Annotated in this window: 21 protein-coding genes and 1 pseudogene; 2 read left to right on the forward strand and 20 right to left on the reverse strand. The window is 47.0% G+C overall.

From position 1 onward, the window contains the following. Window positions 1-323: 323 nt before the first annotated feature. From PPA03S_RS24405 to PPA03S_RS24460, 15 genes and pseudogenes are all read right to left on the reverse strand, one after another. On the reverse strand, window positions 324-578 hold the full coding sequence (locus tag PPA03S_RS24405; protein ID WP_245683716.1) for a hypothetical protein: 255 nt from the start codon (window positions 576-578) through the stop codon (window positions 324-326). Between the two features lie 258 nt (window positions 579-836). Then, the gene (locus PPA03S_RS24410; RefSeq protein ID WP_062326750.1) at window positions 837-1,214 is read right to left on the reverse strand and encodes a retropepsin-like aspartic protease; all 378 of its coding nucleotides are present in this window, start codon (window positions 1,212-1,214) and stop codon (window positions 837-839) included. Then, complete coding sequence (locus tag PPA03S_RS24415) at window positions 1,215-1,457, reverse strand: hypothetical protein (protein ID WP_062326752.1); 243 nt, start codon at window positions 1,455-1,457, stop codon at window positions 1,215-1,217. A 105-nt stretch (window positions 1,458-1,562) separates the two neighbouring features. Continuing rightward, window positions 1,563-1,703 carry a hypothetical protein gene (locus PPA03S_RS33430; RefSeq protein ID WP_161557068.1) on the reverse strand — a complete coding sequence of 47 codons (141 nt, stop codon included), beginning with the start codon at window positions 1,701-1,703 and terminating at the stop codon, window positions 1,563-1,565. 106 nt (window positions 1,704-1,809) lie between these two features. Then, window positions 1,810-2,190, reverse strand: a complete 381-nt coding sequence (locus PPA03S_RS24420) for a DUF7674 family protein (protein ID WP_240037248.1) — start codon at window positions 2,188-2,190, stop codon at window positions 1,810-1,812. A 253-nt stretch (window positions 2,191-2,443) separates the two neighbouring features. Further along, window positions 2,444-2,923, reverse strand: a complete 480-nt coding sequence (locus PPA03S_RS24425) for a GNAT family N-acetyltransferase (RefSeq protein WP_062326755.1) — start codon at window positions 2,921-2,923, stop codon at window positions 2,444-2,446. Window positions 2,924-3,134: 211 nt separating this feature from the next. Then, complete coding sequence (locus PPA03S_RS24430) at window positions 3,135-4,082, reverse strand: hypothetical protein (RefSeq protein WP_245683717.1); 948 nt, start codon at window positions 4,080-4,082, stop codon at window positions 3,135-3,137. 134 nt (window positions 4,083-4,216) lie between these two features. Next, on the reverse strand, window positions 4,217-4,975 hold the full coding sequence (locus tag PPA03S_RS24435) for a barstar family protein (protein ID WP_082704301.1): 759 nt from the start codon (window positions 4,973-4,975) through the stop codon (window positions 4,217-4,219). Between the two features lie 185 nt (window positions 4,976-5,160). Then, window positions 5,161-5,340, reverse strand: a complete 180-nt coding sequence (locus tag PPA03S_RS34290; RefSeq protein ID WP_369691093.1) for a tyrosine-type recombinase/integrase — start codon at window positions 5,338-5,340, stop codon at window positions 5,161-5,163. A gap of 452 nt (window positions 5,341-5,792) precedes the next feature. Beyond that, a complete protein-coding gene (locus PPA03S_RS33035; protein ID WP_157284354.1) occupies window positions 5,793-6,032 on the reverse strand; it encodes a hypothetical protein in 240 nt (79 codons plus the stop codon). After that, the gene (locus tag PPA03S_RS24440) at window positions 5,971-8,010 is read right to left on the reverse strand and encodes a B12-binding domain-containing radical SAM protein (RefSeq protein WP_062326760.1); all 2,040 of its coding nucleotides are present in this window, start codon (window positions 8,008-8,010) and stop codon (window positions 5,971-5,973) included. Before PPA03S_RS24440 ends, PPA03S_RS33035 begins: the two co-directional genes overlap by 62 nt. Window positions 8,011-8,691: 681 nt before the next feature. After that, window positions 8,692-10,572, reverse strand: coding sequence for a DNA helicase RecQ (gene recQ, locus PPA03S_RS24445; protein ID WP_062326762.1), 1,881 nt, complete (start codon window positions 10,570-10,572; stop codon window positions 8,692-8,694). A gap of 381 nt (window positions 10,573-10,953) precedes the next feature. After that, window positions 10,954-11,232, reverse strand: a pseudogene (locus tag PPA03S_RS24450) (Rpn family recombination-promoting nuclease/putative transposase); the annotation flags it as partial. Between the two features lie 15 nt (window positions 11,233-11,247). After that, window positions 11,248-13,056: an ABC transporter ATP-binding protein gene (locus PPA03S_RS24455; RefSeq protein ID WP_062326766.1), complete on the reverse strand. Its 1,809-nt coding sequence runs from the start codon at window positions 13,054-13,056 to the stop codon at window positions 11,248-11,250. Continuing rightward, window positions 13,049-14,884, reverse strand: coding sequence for an ABC transporter ATP-binding protein (locus tag PPA03S_RS24460; protein WP_062326768.1), 1,836 nt, complete (start codon window positions 14,882-14,884; stop codon window positions 13,049-13,051). The genes PPA03S_RS24455 and PPA03S_RS24460 overlap by 8 nt, the downstream gene beginning before the upstream one ends. Before the next feature lie 115 nt (window positions 14,885-14,999). Between PPA03S_RS24460 and PPA03S_RS24465 the strand changes: the two genes are divergently transcribed. Beyond that, on the forward strand, window positions 15,000-15,893 hold the full coding sequence (locus tag PPA03S_RS24465; RefSeq protein WP_062326770.1) for a helix-turn-helix domain-containing protein: 894 nt from the start codon (window positions 15,000-15,002) through the stop codon (window positions 15,891-15,893). An 18-nt stretch (window positions 15,894-15,911) separates the two neighbouring features. Next, entirely contained in the window at window positions 15,912-16,430 is a 519-nt protein-coding gene (locus PPA03S_RS24470; RefSeq protein WP_062326772.1) for a DUF5412 family protein, read from the forward strand. Window positions 16,431-16,514: 84 nt separating this feature from the next. Here PPA03S_RS24470 and PPA03S_RS24475 read toward each other — a convergent pair whose 3' ends face one another. From PPA03S_RS24475 to PPA03S_RS24495, 5 genes are read right to left on the reverse strand one after another with little or no spacing between them, the layout of a single operon-like run. Further along, window positions 16,515-17,645, reverse strand: coding sequence for a glycosyltransferase family 2 protein (locus PPA03S_RS24475; protein ID WP_068964216.1), 1,131 nt, complete (start codon window positions 17,643-17,645; stop codon window positions 16,515-16,517). A gap of 56 nt (window positions 17,646-17,701) precedes the next feature. After that, window positions 17,702-18,448: a class I SAM-dependent methyltransferase gene (locus PPA03S_RS24480; protein ID WP_062326775.1), complete on the reverse strand. Its 747-nt coding sequence runs from the start codon at window positions 18,446-18,448 to the stop codon at window positions 17,702-17,704. After that, window positions 18,435-19,985, reverse strand: coding sequence for a nucleotide sugar dehydrogenase (locus PPA03S_RS24485; RefSeq protein WP_245683721.1), 1,551 nt, complete (start codon window positions 19,983-19,985; stop codon window positions 18,435-18,437). Before PPA03S_RS24485 ends, PPA03S_RS24480 begins: the two co-directional genes overlap by 14 nt. Before the next feature lie 25 nt (window positions 19,986-20,010). Then, window positions 20,011-21,000 (reverse strand): polysaccharide biosynthesis protein, encoded by a 990-nt coding sequence (locus PPA03S_RS24490; protein WP_062326777.1) that lies wholly within the window; start codon window positions 20,998-21,000, stop codon window positions 20,011-20,013. A 19-nt stretch (window positions 21,001-21,019) separates the two neighbouring features. Next, window positions 21,020-21,709, reverse strand: a complete 690-nt coding sequence (locus PPA03S_RS24495; RefSeq protein WP_062326780.1) for a glycosyltransferase — start codon at window positions 21,707-21,709, stop codon at window positions 21,020-21,022. Between the last annotated feature and the right edge of the window lie 99 nt (window positions 21,710-21,808).

Here is a 21,808-nt window from a genome sequence, read left to right on the forward strand (position 1 = left end):
TGGGTGAGATGCTCTTTAAACTTATGAATTAAATCACCTCTTAAGAATATTGGGCCAATCATATTTGGGCCTCCTCTTTAAAAAAATTCTGTGCTTTCGCCTAACGTTTGTGTATCTACGAACCCGAGAGGCTTAAGGCGCGCACGCGCCGGGTCCAACGGACTTAGCCTCGTAGGGTTGTGAGCTGATTCCACTTCTCTGACTACTCCATCTTGCGAACCAAGGGCAGAGCCCGCAGCGTAGATAATGTGTTATATGATGGATCGGGCATCTTGAACTACTTCCACAACTTTGTATTTATTCATTGTGTTAATCAGTAAAATCTATGCATAATAACCGCCTTCTAATAAATAAGTTCTTGTCTCTTTATAGTGTTTATAGATTTTACTAAATGCCCTGTTTGCTTTATGCTGGTAATCTATATCACTTATGCATGGTTTAATTACTTTCACTACTTCCCTCATATCCGTATCCCTTGGAATCTCGCCTGATATTAATTTTTCTAAATCTAGTTCAAATAATCCCTCAAAGTTTTCTGAACAATCCCCATACGCATATACTGCTTTGTTATCATCCATTCTATATAACTTGAATTTAATACAGATTGCCACAGAATTCATCCTCTATTTCTTTAATTTTATTGAATTACTTGTTTTTCCGATCTTTCATATAACGTTCCTGTATTCATGAATAATGAAGGGATTGTCTGCTGAAACTCCTCTTCGAATTTCACCCAGCAGACCCAGGCTCCTTTAGGAGCCGCTGCTTGAATATGATGTTAAGTGATGTTCCAGTCTTCCTCGAATCACCACTCAATTTTTTGCGTCTTTTATCTCTTATGAACGAAGTAATTTAAATTTTTTTAGATCAATATTAAATTTTCCTTCCGTCAGTACATCGAGTCCCAAAAGTCCGTTAATGTTGTGATATTTAAATGAAGTAAAGTCTATGTATACATCCTTTAAAATGAAATCCCCTACCTGTATACCGTCGATTCGCTTACTGAAGGCATGCTCTTTACCTCCGATTCCGTAGCTGGTTATGATTTCATCGTCCATACTCACTAGGATCCCAATCTCATCCACTTCATCCTGTGAAATCAAGCTATGACTGGCTCCTGTATCGATCACGATGTTTGATATCACTTTCTTCTGCTTATTAAAATGGACTGTTATTTCCGTGAATAACAGCCCATCTCTATATTCAATATTCATTTAAAGATTTCTCCTTAATCCTATATTTTTCCGTACCTTCACAACGATTTGATCTTTGGAAGTATGGTAAACCAGAGTCTTGTCTCTACTGTTCAATAATTCGCGAGTCGCTTCTTCATCGCTGATCGGGCCAATCACGGCCACATCATCAATGATCTCTTGATTGTCTGTTTCTTCAGAATGAAGAACTTCGAATTTTACGAATTGATTCGGAAAAATCTGTTGAACTTCTTGCCATTTCATCATTGTACCTCCTATGTTTTGATGGTTATATTATACCATTTCACAAGCCTATAGCTCTCACTGGAATTTCACTTAACGTTATTGTGTTCACGACGTCCCACCACCTTAAGCCCGAAGGGCGGCCGCGATGCGGTTAGGTGGTGCGGATGTGTCCGGCTGATCCAGCTTCCCCGAACTCTGAAATGCCTCTCTGAATCCTCTTCTTACTCCGGCCGGACCGAGGGCGAATGCCCGATGCGTGAACATGGTGTTAGCAGATGCCTCTGTCTTCTTCGAAAAACATACACTTCACTCTTCTCTACTCATATATCAATTCTTTACCAAAGTTCTAAATTTATTTGTTTCCTTAGCACTAGCTTCTACCTAAACCTCTGTCAGCTTCAATTTGAAGTTGCGTGGTTGTAGGTCCCATATATTCTTTTGCTGTTCTTAGAATATTTTTATCGTTACCTAATATCTCCAATACTGTTACTGAAAAAATGCTATTTATAAAGTAACCGTCATTGCAATTAGATATTTCTTCAAAATAATCAAATATACTTTCTATTAGCTGTGTGTTTTTATTTTCTTTTAATAGCAAAATTATTTCTGGCATGAAGATACCTTCGATTATGACAGTTACTAAGATCTCACCGTGTTCATCAATTGATTTCAAAAAATCATTTGTTGTTTCAGGCAAGAACATTAACATATCTCTTAGAAATTCATCTGTTTGTTTGTTGATGACTTCCAACTCCTCTATTCATGCAGCTTATATTTAGAAACTCAAGTTTTTCAATCATTGTTTTCACATCGCTCTTACAGAGGTTTCTGCTAACGTTGTTGTGTTCCTGAACCCGAGAGACTTAAAGGAGCGTGGCTTCGCCACTTAGCCACGCAGGGTTGTCTGCCTGACATCCCTTCCTCGAAATGCATCGGGCAGACCAAGGAGCGAAAGCGACGCAGCTGGAAAACAGTGTTATCTGATGTAACAAGACTTCTTTGATTTAGCTGTAAAAATCTTGTATCTTTCTACTATTTTCAATTCGATCTTTAAATTCACCTTGCGTGTATTCATTTATGACCTTATTCCAAAATACCTGAGCTTGTTTGTTGCTTTCTAATTGATAAACTTCCCACTGCCCCTTATGTAAATCAAATATTTGTTTTGCTACTGCTTTACCTATTCCCTCTTTTCTATATTTCTTCATAATAAAAAACTCCGCAATCGAGTAGTAATTCCGCTCTTCTGATTCAATAAATCTTACTAACACAAAACCTATATACTTATCTTCTTGCTTAATGATATATGGAAATCGATGATTAACTTCTTTCCAATAGTCTTCCAAATATGGATATGCTCCAAATAATCCATCATCTTCCACATCACATTTTACAAATTCAGAGAAATCATAAATATAAAATTGCATTAGGTTTCTTATGATATCTTCATACTTTTTAGAAGCTTGAATTAATTCATAATTCATTAAAGTGTTACCACCTTTGTTTTATATGTGTGTTGAGTTTCATGTTATTTCAGATAACGTTAATGTATTCACGACGATGAGAGGCTTAAGGCAGCTAAGCTGCCGGGTCCGACGGACTTAGCCTCGAAGATGTGTTCGCCTGATTCCACTTCTCTGCCGTTCCCTTCGGGCGAACCAAGGAGCCGTCAGGCTCCGCAACGTGAATATGATGTTAGATGATGCCAATGCCCTCGTCGATTTGCTTACATAATTGTTTCCAATATTCCCATGCCTGTATATATTCCTTTAAGTCATTCGGATGATGACGCACACTAAGCCCTATTCGACAGTAAAGCTGGATCAAAGTTTCCTCAATCAATCTCGTTCTTTCAATATTTCCATGTTCAAGTAAATCCGATGCTTTAAACAATGTGTCAGAATTAATATCGTCAGGCGAAGAACAAAATGCATATAGAAAATCATATACGATTGGTCCCACCATTGGTGATGGATCAATCACACCAATTAATGTTGCATTATTATAGACGAAGTTATGAACTCCAGTATCACCGTGCAGCAAATATTTAGTTCCTTGCTTTGAATCATCATAAAATAGTTTGCTAGCTTTTAATTTAACGTAATTATAGTCTTCTGTTGATAATACATTCCTCAGATTCATCCTTGCTTCATCAATACTTATTTCATTAAATTCCTTCCATGTCTTTCGTGGGTATTCTATTCTTCCCCATGTACTTGTTTCTTTATGTTCCACGTATTTGTTGAGTAAATCCATTATCAATATTTTCATCCAACTACTCTTTGGACCACGATTAAAATGAGTTGTTCCATCAAGAAATGTATAAACAAAATATGAACTGTCTTCGGCTGAAAAAAGGACTTTCGGCAATAATACTGAGTGCTCATAGGTATGAAGCAGTTGTTCAACTAATCTAATTTGGCTTGGATTATCAAACTTTAAGATATATTTAAATTCATACTCTGATTCTAATCTTAAAACTAATCCAGAGGTTGTTCCTGATAGTCTTTGAAAACTTACAATTTGATCATTGATTTTATGTTTCTGAAATAGAACATTAACTGATTCGATAGTTGGTTCAATCATTGTAGGCTCCCTTACTTTAGATCTTGCATTGGTTTTATCTAACGTTCCTGTATTCATGAACCTCAAAGGGGTTGTCTGCTGAAATGCCTCTCCGAATCCCTTCTCGCAGACCAAGGCTCCATCGGAGCCGCTGCCTGAATATTATGTTATAAGATGTCGGCGTCTTCTTTGAATAACATTCAAATTGTTTATTAGTCTATAAAATTAATTGTAACCCTATGTTCTCTAAGTACTTGAAGAATCTTTTCAATATTTATTGATTTGTTAGCGTATCCACTTAACTCAATCGTAAATGGCGGTATCACACCGAAGCCCCCACATAAACAATCCGACAAACTATCTAGGCACCCTCCAAAATATCCTCCCGGGCCGTTAATAGATTCACCTAGTAAAAAATAAAATGAAGTTACATCTGTGATATTTCGACCATTAAGATAATAAGTTTGATTAGTTTTGTCTTGATGTTGTAAGCAGTTTGCGAAAGTATTACAATTGTTTCTGATTATTCCCATCCAAATATCACGCTGCAACTCGGAAAAGTTTAACCAAATAGCGTATTTACTCGGTATATAATCTTTCCATAAATCCCAAAGTGCTATAGTTTCCTGGAATAGACCTGTTGGCAAATATCCTTCTAGAATAACATCTTGATCATCTATTAGTTCAGAGGTAATAACCCTCTTCCTCGAACTCAATACATAATAGTAACTACCAATTACAAAACCAAATTTATCCAAAACTAAAATATACAAATTACTTATAGAATGTCTTCTAGTTGTACAATACTCTCTAAATTCATTAGTGAAATGAAAATTTTTAAGTTTAAGATGAACAATATCACCATTCTGAGTATCTTTAAGCTCCATGCTTGGTAACCCACAAATATACTCGAAATGGCCAATAAGTAAATTGCTTTCTTCATCCTTTAAACTATATTTATAAGGCATCATTTACTCCTTACTTAAAAATGTATTGTATATGATCTTTATCTTTACGCCGATTTCTTATAACATCTAATTTATGTACTTCGTAAATACCACAGATCCTGCATGATATCTGAACTACGTATATGATAACCTAAGCAGTGGTATTTGCGAAGAATAATTTGGGGAAAAAGGGATATTTATAGGAACACTCAATCTCCAAGATCCAAACGATCCAGCGGGCTCTGAATACGCTGAATATTCTTCGTACTCACATGCGTATATCGCTGGGTTGTTCGTGCACCCGTGTGACCAAGCAGCTCCTGAATATAGCGCAGGTCTGTTCCGTTTTCCAGTAAATGCGTAGCGAAAGAGTGCCTTAAGGCATGAATACTAACTTTTTTTCACAATGCCTGCGCGTTGTCTGCCTTCTTCAAAAACCTTTTGCACGCTACGCTCGGTCAGATGCCTATCCAAAGATTGTCCCGGAAATAACCAACGATTGGGTCTATACTCAGTAATGTATTCCTGCACAATTTCCCAAGCAAGATTGGAGAGGAGAGTTCTTCGTGCCCTTGATTCGACGAATTCACTCAATATGTGCAGGGTTATATGTGATATGAATGCGCAGTAACTCAGCGGAACCTTTAGTTATGGTAATCGCCTTTTCAGTAGTAGCATATTTATTCATAGGAAATTCTCCTTCGTTTGGATAGGTTATGTTTTTGACCCAAATTCGGAAAAACAAAAAAGGAAGGCCCTTCTTCATCCACTAGGGAATCAGACGACCTTCCGATGCTTTCGGAACATGCATGTTTTGATAAAAGGTGAAGCGGAGCGCTGCTTATACAGTGGCAAGCCGCGTAAGGGTGAGGTGCTGCGCCCAATGGGGCAGCACCTCACGGGATTGCACCGCGTCCATAACCGCGGTGCTCACCGTTGTAGCACCAGGACGGCAAAGCCATGGTGCTTCCCCCACTGCATGCAGCCATCGGCCATGCAGCTCCCCAATGCCGCTGCACCTACATGGCAGCGGCTTCTTCTCCCAGCGGCAGCGTGTAATACTGCGCCTGCTGCCCTTCATGCTGCTGGTATACCACAACCAGCAGCGTCCGGCCTTTCGCGGCAAGCGGGCTGGCGCCAGCAAGCACACGCTCAAGCCGGAACGGAAGCACATCCAATACGGTGTGCTTCTGCAATTCCTTTTCGCCGAGACCGAGGTCGGCGAAAGCACGGCCACCCATGACCGTCTGTGCGGTCATGGCCGAAGTCATCGGCAACGCACGCGAAGCGTTGCCGTCCACCCCGTCCGCCGCTCCATCCGCGGCGGACCCTGTTGCGTCGCCCGCAGGAAGCGACGCTGAACCCCCGGCTTCGCTGCCGATCACACCCGCCGCATCCGCAGCGTCTTCCCCGGCAGCAGCCGAACTTCCCTCAGCGGCAATCGCACTTGTGCCGCTGCTTTCCAGCCATGCCGAGCCTGAGGCACCGGCAATGCGGGGCAGACGAACGTCTTCCGGACGTTCAGCCAACGTTTTCATATAACCCGCCCATTGGTCTTTCTGGAGCGGATCTTCCCACCATATTTTGCGTGGTTTGTATTTGTGACCGAGGAAATAATCCAGCTTCATCAGGCCAAGCACAACATCCATGTGCGGTGTGTCGCGCGACTCCAGGAAGCTGTGCAGACGGGTGAACAGATCCTCCAACTGGTGGCCGATCTTCTGCCAGCCCTGCCCCTCCCAGTAATCTCCGAACGCCTGGAAGAAATCAAATGGCGAGTTGAATTCCTGCTCCATCAGATACTTCAACGTATGGTCCATCCGGTGTGCGTTCCAGTATTTCTCCAGCACATCCTCCAACCGCTTCAGGCGCACAATGTCGCTGAACGGCAGCACATCACTGCCCAGAATCTCATACGGCGCGTGATCCATATACGTGTAATTGTACTTCTCCGCATCCAGACGCAGACCCGTACCACGCAGCATTTTGAGGAATCCGAGCTGAAGCTCTTCCGGCCCCAAGGCGAATACATCATTAAACGTCTTGCGGAACGTATTGTAATCTTCCTCCGGCAGTCCGGCGATAAGATCCAGATGCTGGTCGATTTTGCCGCTGGCTTTGACTTTGTTTACCGTACGACTCAGTTTGGAGAAGTTCTGGCGGCGTTTCACCAACTCATTCGTCGGATCATTCGTAGACTGAACCCCGATCTCGAACCGGAATGTGCCCGGAGGTGCATTCTCTGCCAGATAGTCCAATACCTCGGGACGCATAATATCAGCCGTAATTTCAAACTGGAACACCGTCCCCTGATGATTCTCGATCAGGAACTTGAACATCTCCATCGCGTAATCCCGTTTGATGTTAAATGTCCGGTCCACAAACTTGATCAGCTTCGCACCCTTCTCGATCAGGTACAGAATGTCTGACTTCGTCCGCTCAATATCGTAATACCGCACGCCGACCTCAATACTGGACAGACAGAACTGGCAGCTGAACGGACAGCCGCGGCTCGTCTCAAAATAAACAACCCGTTTCCCGAGATCCGGGATATCCTCTTCAAAACGGTGCGGTGACGGCAGATCGTTCAGATCCGCTTTCGGCCGTCCCGGCATGAGAATGACCTCTTCCCCTTTGCGATACGCCAGTCCATACACAAAATGGAACTTCTTGCTCCCCTCCAGCTCCGTCAACAGCTGATGCAGCGTCTCTTCGCCTTCACCCATCACGATGAAATCGACATTGGGAATCCGGTTCATCCAATATTCCGTGTCGTAGGACACTTCCGGCCCGCCCAGCAAAATTTTCACGTCAGGCATAACCTTTTTCAGATTATCAATGACCTTGATCGTCTCTTCGATGTTCCAGATGTAACACGAGAACCCAATCACATCAGCCCCGCGCTGGTACAGATCAGACACAATATTCATGACCGGGTCCTTGATCGTATACTCCGCCAGGTCAATATCAAAATCCTTCTCACTGTACGCCTTCAGACACCGCAAGGCCAGCGAGGTATGAATGTACTTTGCATTTAATGTAGAAAGAATAACCTTCATGGTTCACAACCTTTGCCTGGACACCCAGACCATATTTTTTTGGTAAAAGTAAAGCTCTACAACCATCCTGACCCGGATGCTGTTCATGCAAACCTCTATGGATAGCCATTCCACGTATCGTGGACATATCTAACTTTTGTCTTTCAAAGAGTGGACACTCTTTTCAAAAAGACATATACACCCCGCCACACCAAAACCACAACATACAGTATAAAATCCATTCAATCAAACTACATGCTGTATACGATGCTATCAGCCATTTCTAACGCCACTGTCCACCTTTTGAAAGACAATCCACCATCTTTTGTCCACTCCACAGAGACGACATATCCAAATCCATAATCAACTTCAACTTGTAAAAGACCTCATTCGCATTCCATCCACAATTCGATATCCACATCTTACTGTCTTGAGCCTTGAGCCTTGAGCCTTGAGCCTTGAGCCTTGAGCTTTGAGACTTTAGCCTCAAACCTGTGCCAATCACTTTCCCCGTATCATGGACAAATCATCGACTTGCACGAAGCATATATATCAACTTTTTAATCAATTTAAGCTTTTTTGCGTCATGAACTTCAAAGACCTGAAAGCGCGAATGTAACAACAATTCTCACTCCATCCCAATCAGCCAAACTCGCTCATAATTGATCATACTCACTCATACTTACTTATACCTTCTCATACCTACTCATACTCGTAAAAAGCATCATCATCCGTATCGACGTCTTCGCCCGTTTGCTTCTGGAAAAACTCCAGGAACGGCAGCCCGTACTTGCGGTACTTGACCTCACCGACCCCTTTGATATTCAGCATGTCACGTTCTGACTGTGGACATACCACACTCATCTCGCGCAAGGTCGCGTCATTGAAAATAATGTACGATGGCACATGCTCTTTCGCCGCCAAATCACGACGGATCAGACGCAGCTGCTCAAATACCGTCTCGTTCACCGCAGATGGCATTGCATCGCGTCCGCGGCGTCCGCCGTAGTTTGTACCCGAAGCCGTCGCCGCCGTCTTGCGGACCACCCGCTGCATCACTTCACGCTGACCTTTGAGCACTTCCACCGCGAGTGGCTGCAAACGAACAACCGGATATTGTCCCTCGGACAGCATCAGATAGCCTTCCGACACCATGACGTTGATGATCTCGGCGATCTCACGTTCCGTACGATTCCCCATCACACCATAGGTTGGCAGAGAATTGAAGCCGTAATCGAGCACTTTTTTGGCACGGGAGCCTTTGAGCACGGAAGCGACCAACGATACACCATACCGTTCACGCATGCGGTGAATGCAGCTGAATATTTTCTGTGCATCAATCGTCATATCCACCAGCTCGCGGTCGTCCGTACATGAACTGCATATACCGCACGGCTTGTCCTCATGCACCTCACCGAAATAATCCAGCTGCGCACTGCGCAGGCAGCGCGTCGTGTAGCAGTAATCCACCATCTGCTGCAGCTTCCGGTAGTCGTTTTGTTTCCGGTCGCCCTCCATCGGGTTCTGCTCGATCAGAAACTTCTGAGTAATAATGTCCTGTGCCCCAAATAACAAAATGCACTGGCTCGGCTCCCCGTCTCGGCCCGCACGTCCAGCTTCCTGCACGTAGGCCTCCATGTTCTTCGGCATGCTGTAATGCAGCACATAACGCACATTGGATTTATCAATCCCCATCCCGAACGCATTGGTCGCCACCATCACCCGGATATCATCGTACAAAAAAGCTTCCTGGCTCTGGGCCCGTTCATCGTCCGTCATCCCGGCATGGTAGCGTCCTGCGGGCAATCCCGCGTGCAGCAAACGCTGATGCAGATCGTCCACGTCCTTACGCGTCGCGGCGTACACAATACCCGGCTCGCTCGCATGCTCGCGTGCGTAATTCAGCACAAAGTCTTTCTTGCTCTCGCCGCGCAGCACGCTAAACGCCAGATTATCCCGCCCCAGTCCAGTCACATACGTCTGCGGGTTCTGCAAACGCAGCAGCCGCAGAATATCGCCCATGACCTCGGGCGTCGCTGTCGCCGTAAAGGCCGCAACCACTGGCCGCTCCGGCAAACTGTCCACAAACGGCGCTACCGCCAGGTAGCTTGTCCGAAAATCATGTCCCCACTGCGACACACAGTGGGCCTCATCCACAGCAACGCATGAGATCGGCAAATAGCCCATCTCCTCGCGGAACCAGTCCAGCTCCAGTCGCTCAGGCGCGACATAGAGCAGCTTCAGCTCACCGCGCTGCGCCGCGCGGATGCGATCATTCACTTCTTTGCCGCTGAGTGTACTATTAATATAGGCGGCAGCAATCCCGGCCGTGGTCAGCGCATCGACCTGGTCCTTCATCAATGAGATTAGCGGGGAGACCACCAGGGTCAGCCCCGAATATAACAAAGCGGGGATCTGATAACAGATCGACTTCCCGCCCCCGGTTGGCATAATTCCGAGCGTATCTTCGCGTTCGAGCAGGCTGGCTACGATCTTTTTTTGTCCCTCGCGGAAGTCGGGGTAGCCATAATATTTTTGCAGGAGACCCTGCGCTTCTTCTAATGTAGGTGTTTGCACACTCATGTAAAGACTCCTTACTTATCACCGGTGTTCTTCCACCAGCTTGGTCCGATCCGATTCTGACATCCGAAAGCGGCATATCCCGCATCCTTGACAACAAAATGGCGTTCTCATGACTTGTCCGTCAAGCAAACGCCGCTCCCTTTAGTTTAACGGCCCAGCCCCGAATGAGCAACCGCGTTTTACTGTAAAACGATCTTTAGCAAATGTGTAACAGCCGTACCACCTGAGTGATCGGAAAGATTGCAAGTAGAGTAAGGTGTGATTGAATCATTTTAGGACAAATTAAAAACAACCGTCCTGCCCTTGTTGGACAAAACGATTGCATTAATTGTAACAAACCCCGCTAAGCCATCCAGCGACTGTTTCATCTGGATTGTGCTCCTAATCTTTCAGTGCCTCAACTTCAGATTCAGTTAGACCACTTGTTTTGGCAATCACTGAAATTTCAAGACCAAAAGAAAGCATATTTTTCGCAATCTCAATCGTCTTTCTTTTTTCCCCTTCTACTATTCCCTTTTCAGTGGCCCATTCAATCATCGAGGCTTCATCGTGTAAATACTTCTGCCGTTCTTCATACAAGCGATGCGCTTCCCGATCCTGACTCAGAAACTCCAGTGTATCCATCGCTTTTTTCAATGTAGATTCATTCATTTGCAGCACCCCACGATCTAATTCTCAAAATTCCTCCCGCATATTCATGCGATAGTATAATCCTCTCTTCTCCATCAATTGCTCGTGGGTTCCATCCTCGACAAGTCGACCTGCTTCCATCACAATGATGCGTGAACACTGGCGCGCGATTTCTATACGATGAGTTACGATAAGTGCGGTTCTTCCTTCCATAAAGCTTAACAGATTACTCATGACTCTCTGCTCTGTCTGGATATCCAGCGAAGCTGTCGGTTCATCCAGAATGTACAGATCCGATGTCCGCATGAAAATTCTAGCCAGCGCGAGCCGCTGTTGTTGCCCACCAGACAGATTGGAGCCTTTCTCCTGTAAAGGAGCATCATATTGCCCCTCCTGGGCATCAATGAATTCATGCAATGCTGCTCGCTCTGCCGCGAGTCTTACGCCCGGTAAAGCAGCTTCTGCGGTTAGGCGAATATTCTCTTCTATTGTACCTGTAAAAAAGGTCGGTATCTGGGACATATACGTCAAAATGGGTATGTCATCTATTCCGATATATTGATCAACTGGCGTGTTATGCAGTAATGCTCTTCCTCCTGTAGGTTCAATCAGCCCTGCACAGACTTGGCACAAGGTCGACTTGCCCGAACCACTGGTGCCAACCACAGCTACCATCTCCCCCTGCCTCACATTCAACGTAAATTCATCGAGAATGACACGACCATTTGTCTCATTGGTTACGCTAACCTGTTCAAGTCGAAGGATCGCTTCTGCCGGATCATCGGTTGGTTGTATATTCCATTGTCCATACCGCTTTTTATCACCATCCGCTTCCCCCAACTTCAGCCATTTCGAGATTCGTCCGAATGCCCCCACACTCGCCTGCATTTGGCTCCACTGACTGGACAGCCCGAGTACTGGCCACACGACCAGCTCAAACAGGAGACTGCTGGCTACAACCGTACCTGGTGACAAGCTGTCTCTAGCCGTTGACAAAGCGATCAGAAACAAGGCAGCCAACTGAGCAAGACCAAATACAGCCATAGATACGTTATCTGACAGGCTCAAGGTCATTTTCAATTTTGCCTCACTCTGTTGGAGTGCCTCTTGTTGTGATCGAAAACGAGATAGAAACCAGTCGGAAGCCTTATAGGCTTGAACCAATGGTATCCCCTCAACATACTGCTGAATTTGCTGCTGAGACTCTCCTTCTTTCGCTTCTACCTCATCTGACAGACGTACAATTCGCTGATCATATAGTCTCGCTGTCAACCAGATCGCTGCCGCACTCACTAATGCAATTACAGCGATCCATGGGTCTGCCCTGTACAAATATCCAAGTGACAATACAATAATAAAGACAACGGTTACACCCTCCGCAATGGCCTCCACGACTTCTGCGCCATGTTTGGTGTCTTCTTTAATGCGGAGCATGATATCTCCAGACTTCTGCCTTCGCACCCACGCATACGGCATTTGGTTTAACAGCGTCAGCAGATCCATCGACATATCCCTGTGTAGAGATTCTTTTAACCACACGAGAACATATCGATGCATCGCCAGTAAAACGATAAAACCTATCAGTAGGCCTACGACGAGAATCGCTGTGTCGTTAAGCTGCGCCTGCCCTCCTTGATTAATGGAATCAACGAAGAATCCCTGGACAAAGGCAAGTCCCCAATCAAATACGGCATCTGCTGCTATAAAAATAAGCAAAACCACGATAGCAAGGCCATACGGCTTCATGAAGCGAAAAATAACAGGCCATACATTCGCCAGAGTTGCCGATGACTTATGTTCATTAGCTTGGATTTTTTCATCCATACGTTCCGTTTCCACATTGATGTTACTCATGGTGTTCCTCCACTTCCGGGACCTGCTCCTCAATATAGCTACGATATCCATTCGGGCGAGCCAACAATTCATGATGTGATCCTGTATCCACAATACGGCCTTCCCGCATATAGACCACCTGATCCGCCTGTTCGAGAAGCGGCACTCGGTGTGTAACTGCAATAATCGTCTTTTTTTTCTCCGCAGTAAGTTTGTTGAACATGGTATTTAATCGTTGTTCATTAACGGGGTCTTGTGAAGATGTGGGCTCATCCAGCAATATAACATCAGGCTCTCTGAGAATTGCTCTGGCGAGACTGATTCGCTGAAGTTCACCACCAGACATCGAACTTCCCAGGGGTTCAAGAACCGTGTGATATCCCGAGGTTTGACGCATAATTGCATCATGCACCTGAGCAAGGCATGCGGCATCTACGATTCGTTCCTGTAGGACCTGCTCTTGGCCAAAGGCAATGTTTTCTTCTACAGTACCTGTGAAAATAAAAACTTGCTGTGGTACGTACACCTGACTATAGGCTTTCATGCCCGGAATGTGTCCAAGTATAAATTGCACCGAACCACTCGAAGGCACTTGTACATCTGCTATACATTTTAGCAATGTAGATTTCCCACACCCGCTTGGCCCGGTGATGACGGTGAGCTTTCCCGTTTCAGCCGTAAAGGTGACATCGGATAGTGTGGCTTTCTCCGCGTAGCTGAAGTATATATGCTGTATATGCATGCCTGCCTTTTGGATCTGTCCTTCGCGATCAGCAGTACTTTTCTCCAAGTTTTCATATAGATCCCCATTCACTGAACCAGACTGCATATTCTTCAAGGGCCACGCCATCTGGTTGGTCCAGGTTTTCTTTTTCTCCAAATCCATTACTTCAAAGATTCTCGCCGCATGCGAAGCTGATCCGATAAAACCATTCCAGAGGCCGGATATGGCCTCAATCGGACGAGTTAACTGACTGCTCGCTATGAGAAAAGCTGCCAATCCTCCCACATCCATACGTCCATGTAGCACCTGAATCCCACCGAGATACAAAATTAAAATCATCCCGCCATAAGTTGATACTCGCCCAGCCGCTTCCGAAAGACGCTGCAAAACCGACACAGACATCGTTTGTCTGAATACCTGATTCATTCGTTCCTGATAACGTTTGTATATGTAACCCTTCAGTCCGTAAGATCGAATCTCCAGAGGAGCCTGAATCACTTCAGTCAGCAGTGCATCCCTTGCTGCAGCATCCGCATTCAACTGATCATGTCGTCTTTGCAGGCGGCTGCCCAGACGCATAGTGACAACAGGATAGACCAACGTGAATATAATGATCGCCAAAGACAATGGCAGATTCACCCAACTAAAGTAGGCAAACGCGAGGATGAGTTGAATGATATTTTTGGCCAGCTCAATACCATGCTGATTCAACCCATTTTGCGCTTCTTTGGCAGATGTCCAGACCCTCGCAGTCAAATCGCCTGTGTGATAGTGAGTAAGCTCACGTGGAGCAGTGTCTCCCAGTGAGGTCAATAACATCATCTGTAAAGACAGGAGTGACTTTTGTTGAAATAGCGTCTCAAGCCACGTCATGATTGCGGTTACAATGACTCTTAACGCAACAATAGAAACTCCAATCGCAAGTCCCGAATAGATCAGGGGAAAATGTGACTCCGTGGCGCCTTTGACCAGGCGTCGTATGGATTCCATATAACCTACTTCTATCAATGAGATGGCTAAGGCAGCGCAGAGCAACAGAACAATGAACATCCGATATCTGCCCGTTAATGTCCATAAACGAGTGATCATCCCTCGTGTGGTATACGTTCTTTTTTCAGCATACATGGATGCTTTCTCCAATCTTGTCATTAAATTAAGTACTTGGTTATGATATCATCGGATATAAGGAAAAAATGAACATTTCTTGCTCTAACTACTTGAATTGATAAGGGAGATTCATATGCAACACGATCAGCTACATACCTTTGATAAGTTATTTGACTACATAGAGGATCATATCCATGAAAAATTAACGTTGGACCATCTGGCTATAGCCGCTCACATATCCAAATTCCATCTCCACCGGATGTTCAAACATATGAGCGGACAACTGCCCGGAGAATACATTCGCTCACGCAAACTGGCCCGCAGTCTGGAGCAGTTGGTGGATCAAAACTGGAAGATCATCGATATTAGCGGTCATTATTCTTTCGAACATGAACAGTCCTACATACGTGCATTTAAACAAGCATTTGGTATCACACCTCTGCAATACCGCAAACAAGGGACTGGCGATCTCCAGCTAACCGCACGCTTGACTTCGTCTATGATTACAACGCTTCCGTATGGATATATTTTCAAACCTACGTATGTACGGAAACCAGCTATGATGCTGGTTGGTCAACGTTCACAGATACGGTATATCGATAACGAGGAACATTATGAATCCAACGCAAAAGGGAATAGCTTTTTTGAAAAATATTTCCATACCATACCCGATACGATGCATCCGAATGTCTATATTGGATTCACCAACGAGATTAAGGATGACTACAGTACCTATCTGCCTTCTGTGCAAGTGACATGCTTCGACCGTGCACCCGCAGGATTGGACCAGATCGAGGTTCCGGCCAACCAGTATGCCGTATTCAAATACGTATGTGATTTCCATCCCAGTCTAATCAACATTGATCATCTGGACAGTGTCTGGACGTTTATTGACGAATACTGGCAGAGCCATTCAGGATATTCGAAGAGTGACTCGTATTATTTTGAAAGGATCGACGGTAGCCTCGCGCAGGATCACTACGGGGAGATGGAAATTTATATTCCTGCGAAGCAAACTTCACTTTAAAAGGAGGGTCAATGCGGTATGGACCAGAATCCTCAAGATACCCAATCATCTATAGCAAAGCCGCACAAGTCATGGATACGCCGACATCCAATATTCACTGCATTTTCGATATTGATTCTGGCTCTGTTTGCCGCCGTATTCCTGTATTTCACGCTTCGTCCTTACTACTCCACGTTTGATCGTTCTGAACAAGGGGATCTCGCCTACACGATGCCATCGCCGAATGGAGAGTATGTCGCCGAGATCTACGGGGTGCCTTACGGAGGTGCGGCAGGTGGAGTCACCATCTGGGTGGATGTGAAGAAGATTGTTGCCTCGGACGTGTTTACAGTAAAAACCATATATCGTGCTGAACACCACGGGGCCAACCACCTCGAATGGGAAAATGAAAATACGCTCCGGATTGAAAACCGGAACGAGTACAGCGATGATAGCATTACGCTAAACATCGATGATGAAATATATGACGGCAGGGGCTGGGCATGCCAAAGCCTGCGCATGAAGGATCAGTACGTACGGTGCCTGGCACCCGAATAGTAAAAACTACAAATAAGCAGCCCCGCTTGCCGATTCTCATGGCAAGCGGGGCTACACTTGTTCCACCTCTACAACGGATCAACCCTACTCTTTCTCTTTCTCTTTCTCTTTCTCTTCCGGACTGCTGTTCCCCATACTCAACACCGCTTCAAGCTTCTGCCGATTGGCGAGCAGACCGGGATCATTGGGCATATATTCTCTTGCTTTCCCGTTATGCAGAAGCGCCTGCTCCCAATTTCCCATATGAGCATAACAAAGTGAGAGCCGGGCATGGGGCAGCCAGGTGCGGCATGCCACAGGCACGGGACGCAGACCCGGATCGCGGCTGCTCACATCCAGCGCCTGCATATACCAGTAGATGGCGGAGACCAGCTCCTGCCGCTCCTGGAAACAGGCAGCGATTGCGCAGCAGAAGTCGGCATGGGGCAAGTCGAATTGAAATGATTGCAGCAGCGCCCCCAGCTTCCGGCCCGGCTCGCCAAGCCGCTCATAACATTCTGCCAGCCGCGCGCAGGCAATGAGCCGATCCTCGCGATAACCGCTCGGCTCCAGCAGCAGCTTCGCGTACGCTCGAACCGCCGCCGCATAACGCTTGCGGTCATAACATTCGCCTGCATAATAGAACAGCAGGCGTCCCTGGGCTGCGCCCTCTTCGGCGATCCATTTGCGCAGAATGCGCACGTTTCGCACCGAATGATGGCCCGCTTCGCGGCGGTGCGTGACGGCAATGTCTGCCGTAATGACCCCGCCCGGCGGGAAGCTTAACTGCTCGTGCAGCCGGCCATGCCAGCGGCATCCCGCCTCCCGCTTGACGAGGCGCAGCCGTCGGTCCGTCACGAGCGGACTTCCCTCCGGCCCCTCGGCCAGCGTATAGCCCAAGACCACAGCCGCCGTCTCCCCCCCGGACGGCAGCTGCTGCTTCAACCTTTCCAGCCTCCCCCGTTCCGCGGGCAGCAGCACATCATCCGCATCCAGCCACAGAATATATTCCTGTGTCGCCTGGTCGAATGAATAATTCCGCGCGGCAGCAAAATCGTCCCTCCACTCATACGTGTAGACCCGGTCGGTATACTGCGCGGCAATCTCCTTCGTCCGATCGGATGAACCGGTATCTACAATAACGATCTCGTCCGCGATGCCGGCGACCGAACCCAGACAGCGCGCAAGCGTGCGTTGTTCGTTCTTCACAATCATGCACAGACTGATGGTGATCACGGTTTAAGCCCCTTCCTGTCTTACGCGTATTGCGGTCCTTCTTCTAGAATTATCTGTTACCCTTCTCCGCCCTCTTGACGTCGCAGACGTTTAACCTGCTCCACCGCATTATCCAACGCTTTCTTGCGCTGAGTCATCAGGCGAAGGTGGTTCTTCTCCACGGCGGCAAAATGAAGGTGGTCCAGCTCCATCCATTCCGTCAGCTGGTTCAGGGTCGGTGGCATATGCAGCTGCGTTTTCCGCCTTTTACGTGCCACACAACATAGATATTTATGATGAACTTCCAGCTTCAATACTTCAAAATACGGCAGCAGGCACATCGCCAGATTCCCCGCATAGAACGTTTGCTTGTGATCGTAAAAGGGATGATAGCCATACGGCACAGTTACAACCAGGGTTCCCTCCTCCTGCAGCAGTCGATGAATTTGCAGCAACAACGTCTCCGGATGGGCAAAATGCTCCAGCACCTCGCCGAGCAGTACCGTATCAAAGGTCGTTCTGGCCTTCCATTGTGTAATATCCAGCAGCCGAAAATCCACATTGTTCCGCACCGGTCTGGATTCCTTCGCGAGTTCCTCTCGCGCATATTGTATACTCTCTTCTTCCAGATCAATTCCGGTCACCCGAAAGCCTTCCCGACCCAGCAAAATGGAAGTGACTCCCTGACTGCATCCAATATCCAGAATTCGCTTGCCTGTCGCTTCCCGGCACATCCAGTGAATGCGGGTACGTGTGGCTTCATGCGATTCCTCCGAATTGATCTCGCCGTAATAACGCTCGTTTACCCGATCATGATTCGCCATGGCTGCCTCCAGAATTTTCGTGCGATTGTTTAAAGTGAGATGCACGGTCTGTCTCGGTAAGATCTGTGACCCCTCGCTTATCCCCACCCGCCGTCTGAGACACTCGCATATTCTCATGATTTTGCATTTGATGTATTTCCTTAACGTCGTGCACGGCGTTCACATCCGGTCGAACCGGTTGCCCAAGCACCACGATATTACCACCGACACATCCGGCGGTGGCATTACGTGTATCAAAGATCTGCTTGGCATGATCCGCCATCTCCTGATAATCGAAGCCTGTGTGATCCGTCGTAATAATAACCAGATCAGCTCCTGCCCACAATGCAGGTGATGCTGGTTGAGCCTGGGCAAGCGCACCATCATCCTTGCGGAATACAGGCACCATTGGATCGGTATAAACCACATCTGCCCCTGCTTCACCAAGCAGTCTATAGACATCCAGCGCTGGCGATTCACGCAAGTCGTCGATATCTTTTTTGTATGCCATACCCGCCAGCACAATTCGGGCTCCCTGCATCGATGAACCGTTCTGTTCGAGCAGCTCAGCGGCACGCTTAACCACTCTTTCCGGCATTTTCCGATTGGTCATATCCGCAAGCGAAATGAATTGCAGCTCCGATCCCTGACGGCCTGCGGCCCAGGACAGGTAGATCGGGTCAATTGGAATACAGTGTCCGCCAATGCCCGGACCGGGATAGAACGGCATATAGCCGAACGGCTTGGTCGCCGCAGCGTCCAGCACCTCCCAGATGTTCACGCCCATCTGCTCACAAGCAGGTGTCAGTTCGTTCACGAGCGCGATGTTTACGCTGCGAAACGTGTTTTCGAACAATTTTGCCGTTTCCGCCACCGCCGTTGAACGAACCGGAACGATTTCGTTCAGGAACGAACCGTAGAATGCTTTTCCATAAGACAGACAGGACGGCGTGGATCCGCCAATGATCTTCGGTGTATTTTTCACGCCGTAATGCACACTTCCGGGGTCTACTCTCTCTGGAGAATAACAGACATGGAACTGCTGCCCTACTTTCCACCCTTTTGCGGCTTCGATGGGCTGCTTCACACGCTCCTCGGTGGTGCCGGGATACGTCGTACTCTCCAATATGACCAGGCATCCCTCCCGAAGATAAGGCGTTATGCCATCCACCGCTGCAGCGATAAATGAAATGTCGGGCTGATGCTCTGCGGTCAAAGGCGTAGGTACACAGATGACAATGACATCGGCCTGCGCCACTGCAGCGTAATCCGTCCCTGCTATGAACAATCCGGCCTGAGCAAGAGATTGCACCACCTTATCCTCAATGCCGATCACATACGATTTTCCTGCACGCAGCTTAGCCACTTTTGTCCCATCGATATCAATCCCCTGCACCTGATACCCAGCCTGGGCCATCTCCACCGCCATGGGCAGCCCTACATATCCGAGACCAATGACGGCGGCTTTCAGGGAGCGGTTTTTTATGTTTTGAAGCGTGGTACGTTCCTGTGTTTCCTTCTTTCCTTCGGGTTTGCTGCTCTCTTCCATTCCTTCCACCTCCAAACGGTCCGCCTCCCTTCTATTAATCGATAAAGCCGCCTGCACGTAAAAATGGGGCAATCGCGGAACGGTTCATCATCGCGCTGTCTGAACGATACTCGGAAAAGGTTACACGAGGCAGGCTGCTATAGGGATCTGTCAGGCTCTTGTCCGGTTCCTGTGGCAAAATCACATAATATTGTTCGTCAAACTTGTAGGTACGTGGTGCTTCGAATGGAGAAATGAGTACTTCATGCAATTTTTCACCTGGACGAATCCCGGTTACTTTATAATCGTGAGCCGGACGACCTGCCTGTTCCAGCATGACCGAAGCCAGATCCGTCATCTTGCAGGCTTTCATTTTCATGACAAATGTCTCTCCGCCCACCGCTACCTCTGCCGCCTTCAGCAACAAATGAATCGCCTCCGTCCGTGTCAGGAAAAAGCGGGTCATGCCTTCGTCCGTGATGGTCAGGCTCTTGCCTTCATCAATCTGACGACGGAACAATGGAACAACACTGCCGCTGGTTCCAAGCACATTGCCCCCGCGAATACAGACAAAACGGGTGGATTCACTCAGCCCGTTGGCACGAATCATCATCTTTTCCCCCAAAGCCTTGGTCATGCCATACACGTTAATCGGATCTACCGCCTTATCGGTGGATACATCAATGACTTTGGCAACTTGCATGCGGATGGCTGCGCGGATAATGTTCTGCGTGCCAATGACATTCGTCTTGAATGCTTCATCCGGCTGATCCTCGCAGACCGGAACGTGTTTCAGTGCAGCCAGATGAAAGAGAACATCCACTCCGCGACAGGCTTCCTCCACTGCCCGATAGTCGCGAATATCTCCGATGACAAAACGCAAACGTGCATCATGACCGAAATCGCGCTGCATCGCAATCTGGGCATACTCATTTCGCGACAGAATCCGAATCTCGGCCGGATTCTGTTTCAGCAGTACCTCCGTCAGTTTTTGTCCCCACGAGCCTGTTCCTCCGGTGATTAGAATCGTTTGTCCTTGAATCATAGGTGAACCCCTCCTTCATTCAGATCATGAATTCGCGTAATACCGCAGCCATCTCTTCCCGGCTCAATCGGTCTTTGGGTGGTACTTTTTTGACAGATGTATTGCTGGAATGCACGATATTCACGTAATTGCGCGGAACCAGCAGCTCGTGCGGCAGATCGATGACATTGCCATGTGTTCCCCTGCCCGGCAGCTTCACCCGGTATCCCGCAGCATACTCCGCCGTTTTATACAGGTAGACATAGAACTGCGGGGAACGGTGAAACACTGGAGCCATCTCATGATTCACGCTGTCCCACAGGTATCCATTCTGGTTGATGAGTGCCATCGTTCCAGGCTGTGGCTGCACATCATAGAGCTGCTGAACAAACGTCCTGTGATATAGATCATCCGAATCCAGTCGCGCTATATAGATATCCTCTGCTCCCTCAGCAAAAGCCAGAATGGCACGCACACTTTCGATATTTGTTCCAAAACGAATATTGGAAGGCAGCGGTTCCTGTTCAGCCAAAATCTCCTGCATTAATTCCCCCGATTCCTTGGACAGCTTCACCACCGTCAGAAAATCCTGATTCGTCTGCGCCTTAAGGCAATGAAGGGTGAATGTACGAAAAATGCTCATTCGCCGCTCCAACCAATCTCTTGTCAAACGCTGTGGGTCCATTCCGTAATTGTTGAAGTTAATCTCAATAACCACTTTTCTGGACATCCCCATCCTCCTCATCTTCTGTGATCTTCTTTCAACTCAGCCAGACTGTTTTCATAGTTTTTACAGCCGACTCTATAAGGTATGAAAAAATAATAGAAT

The organism is Paenibacillus pabuli NBRC 13638 (assembly GCF_001514495.1).
In the GTDB taxonomy this organism is placed as follows: Bacteria; Bacillota; Bacilli; order Paenibacillales; family Paenibacillaceae; genus Paenibacillus; species Paenibacillus pabuli.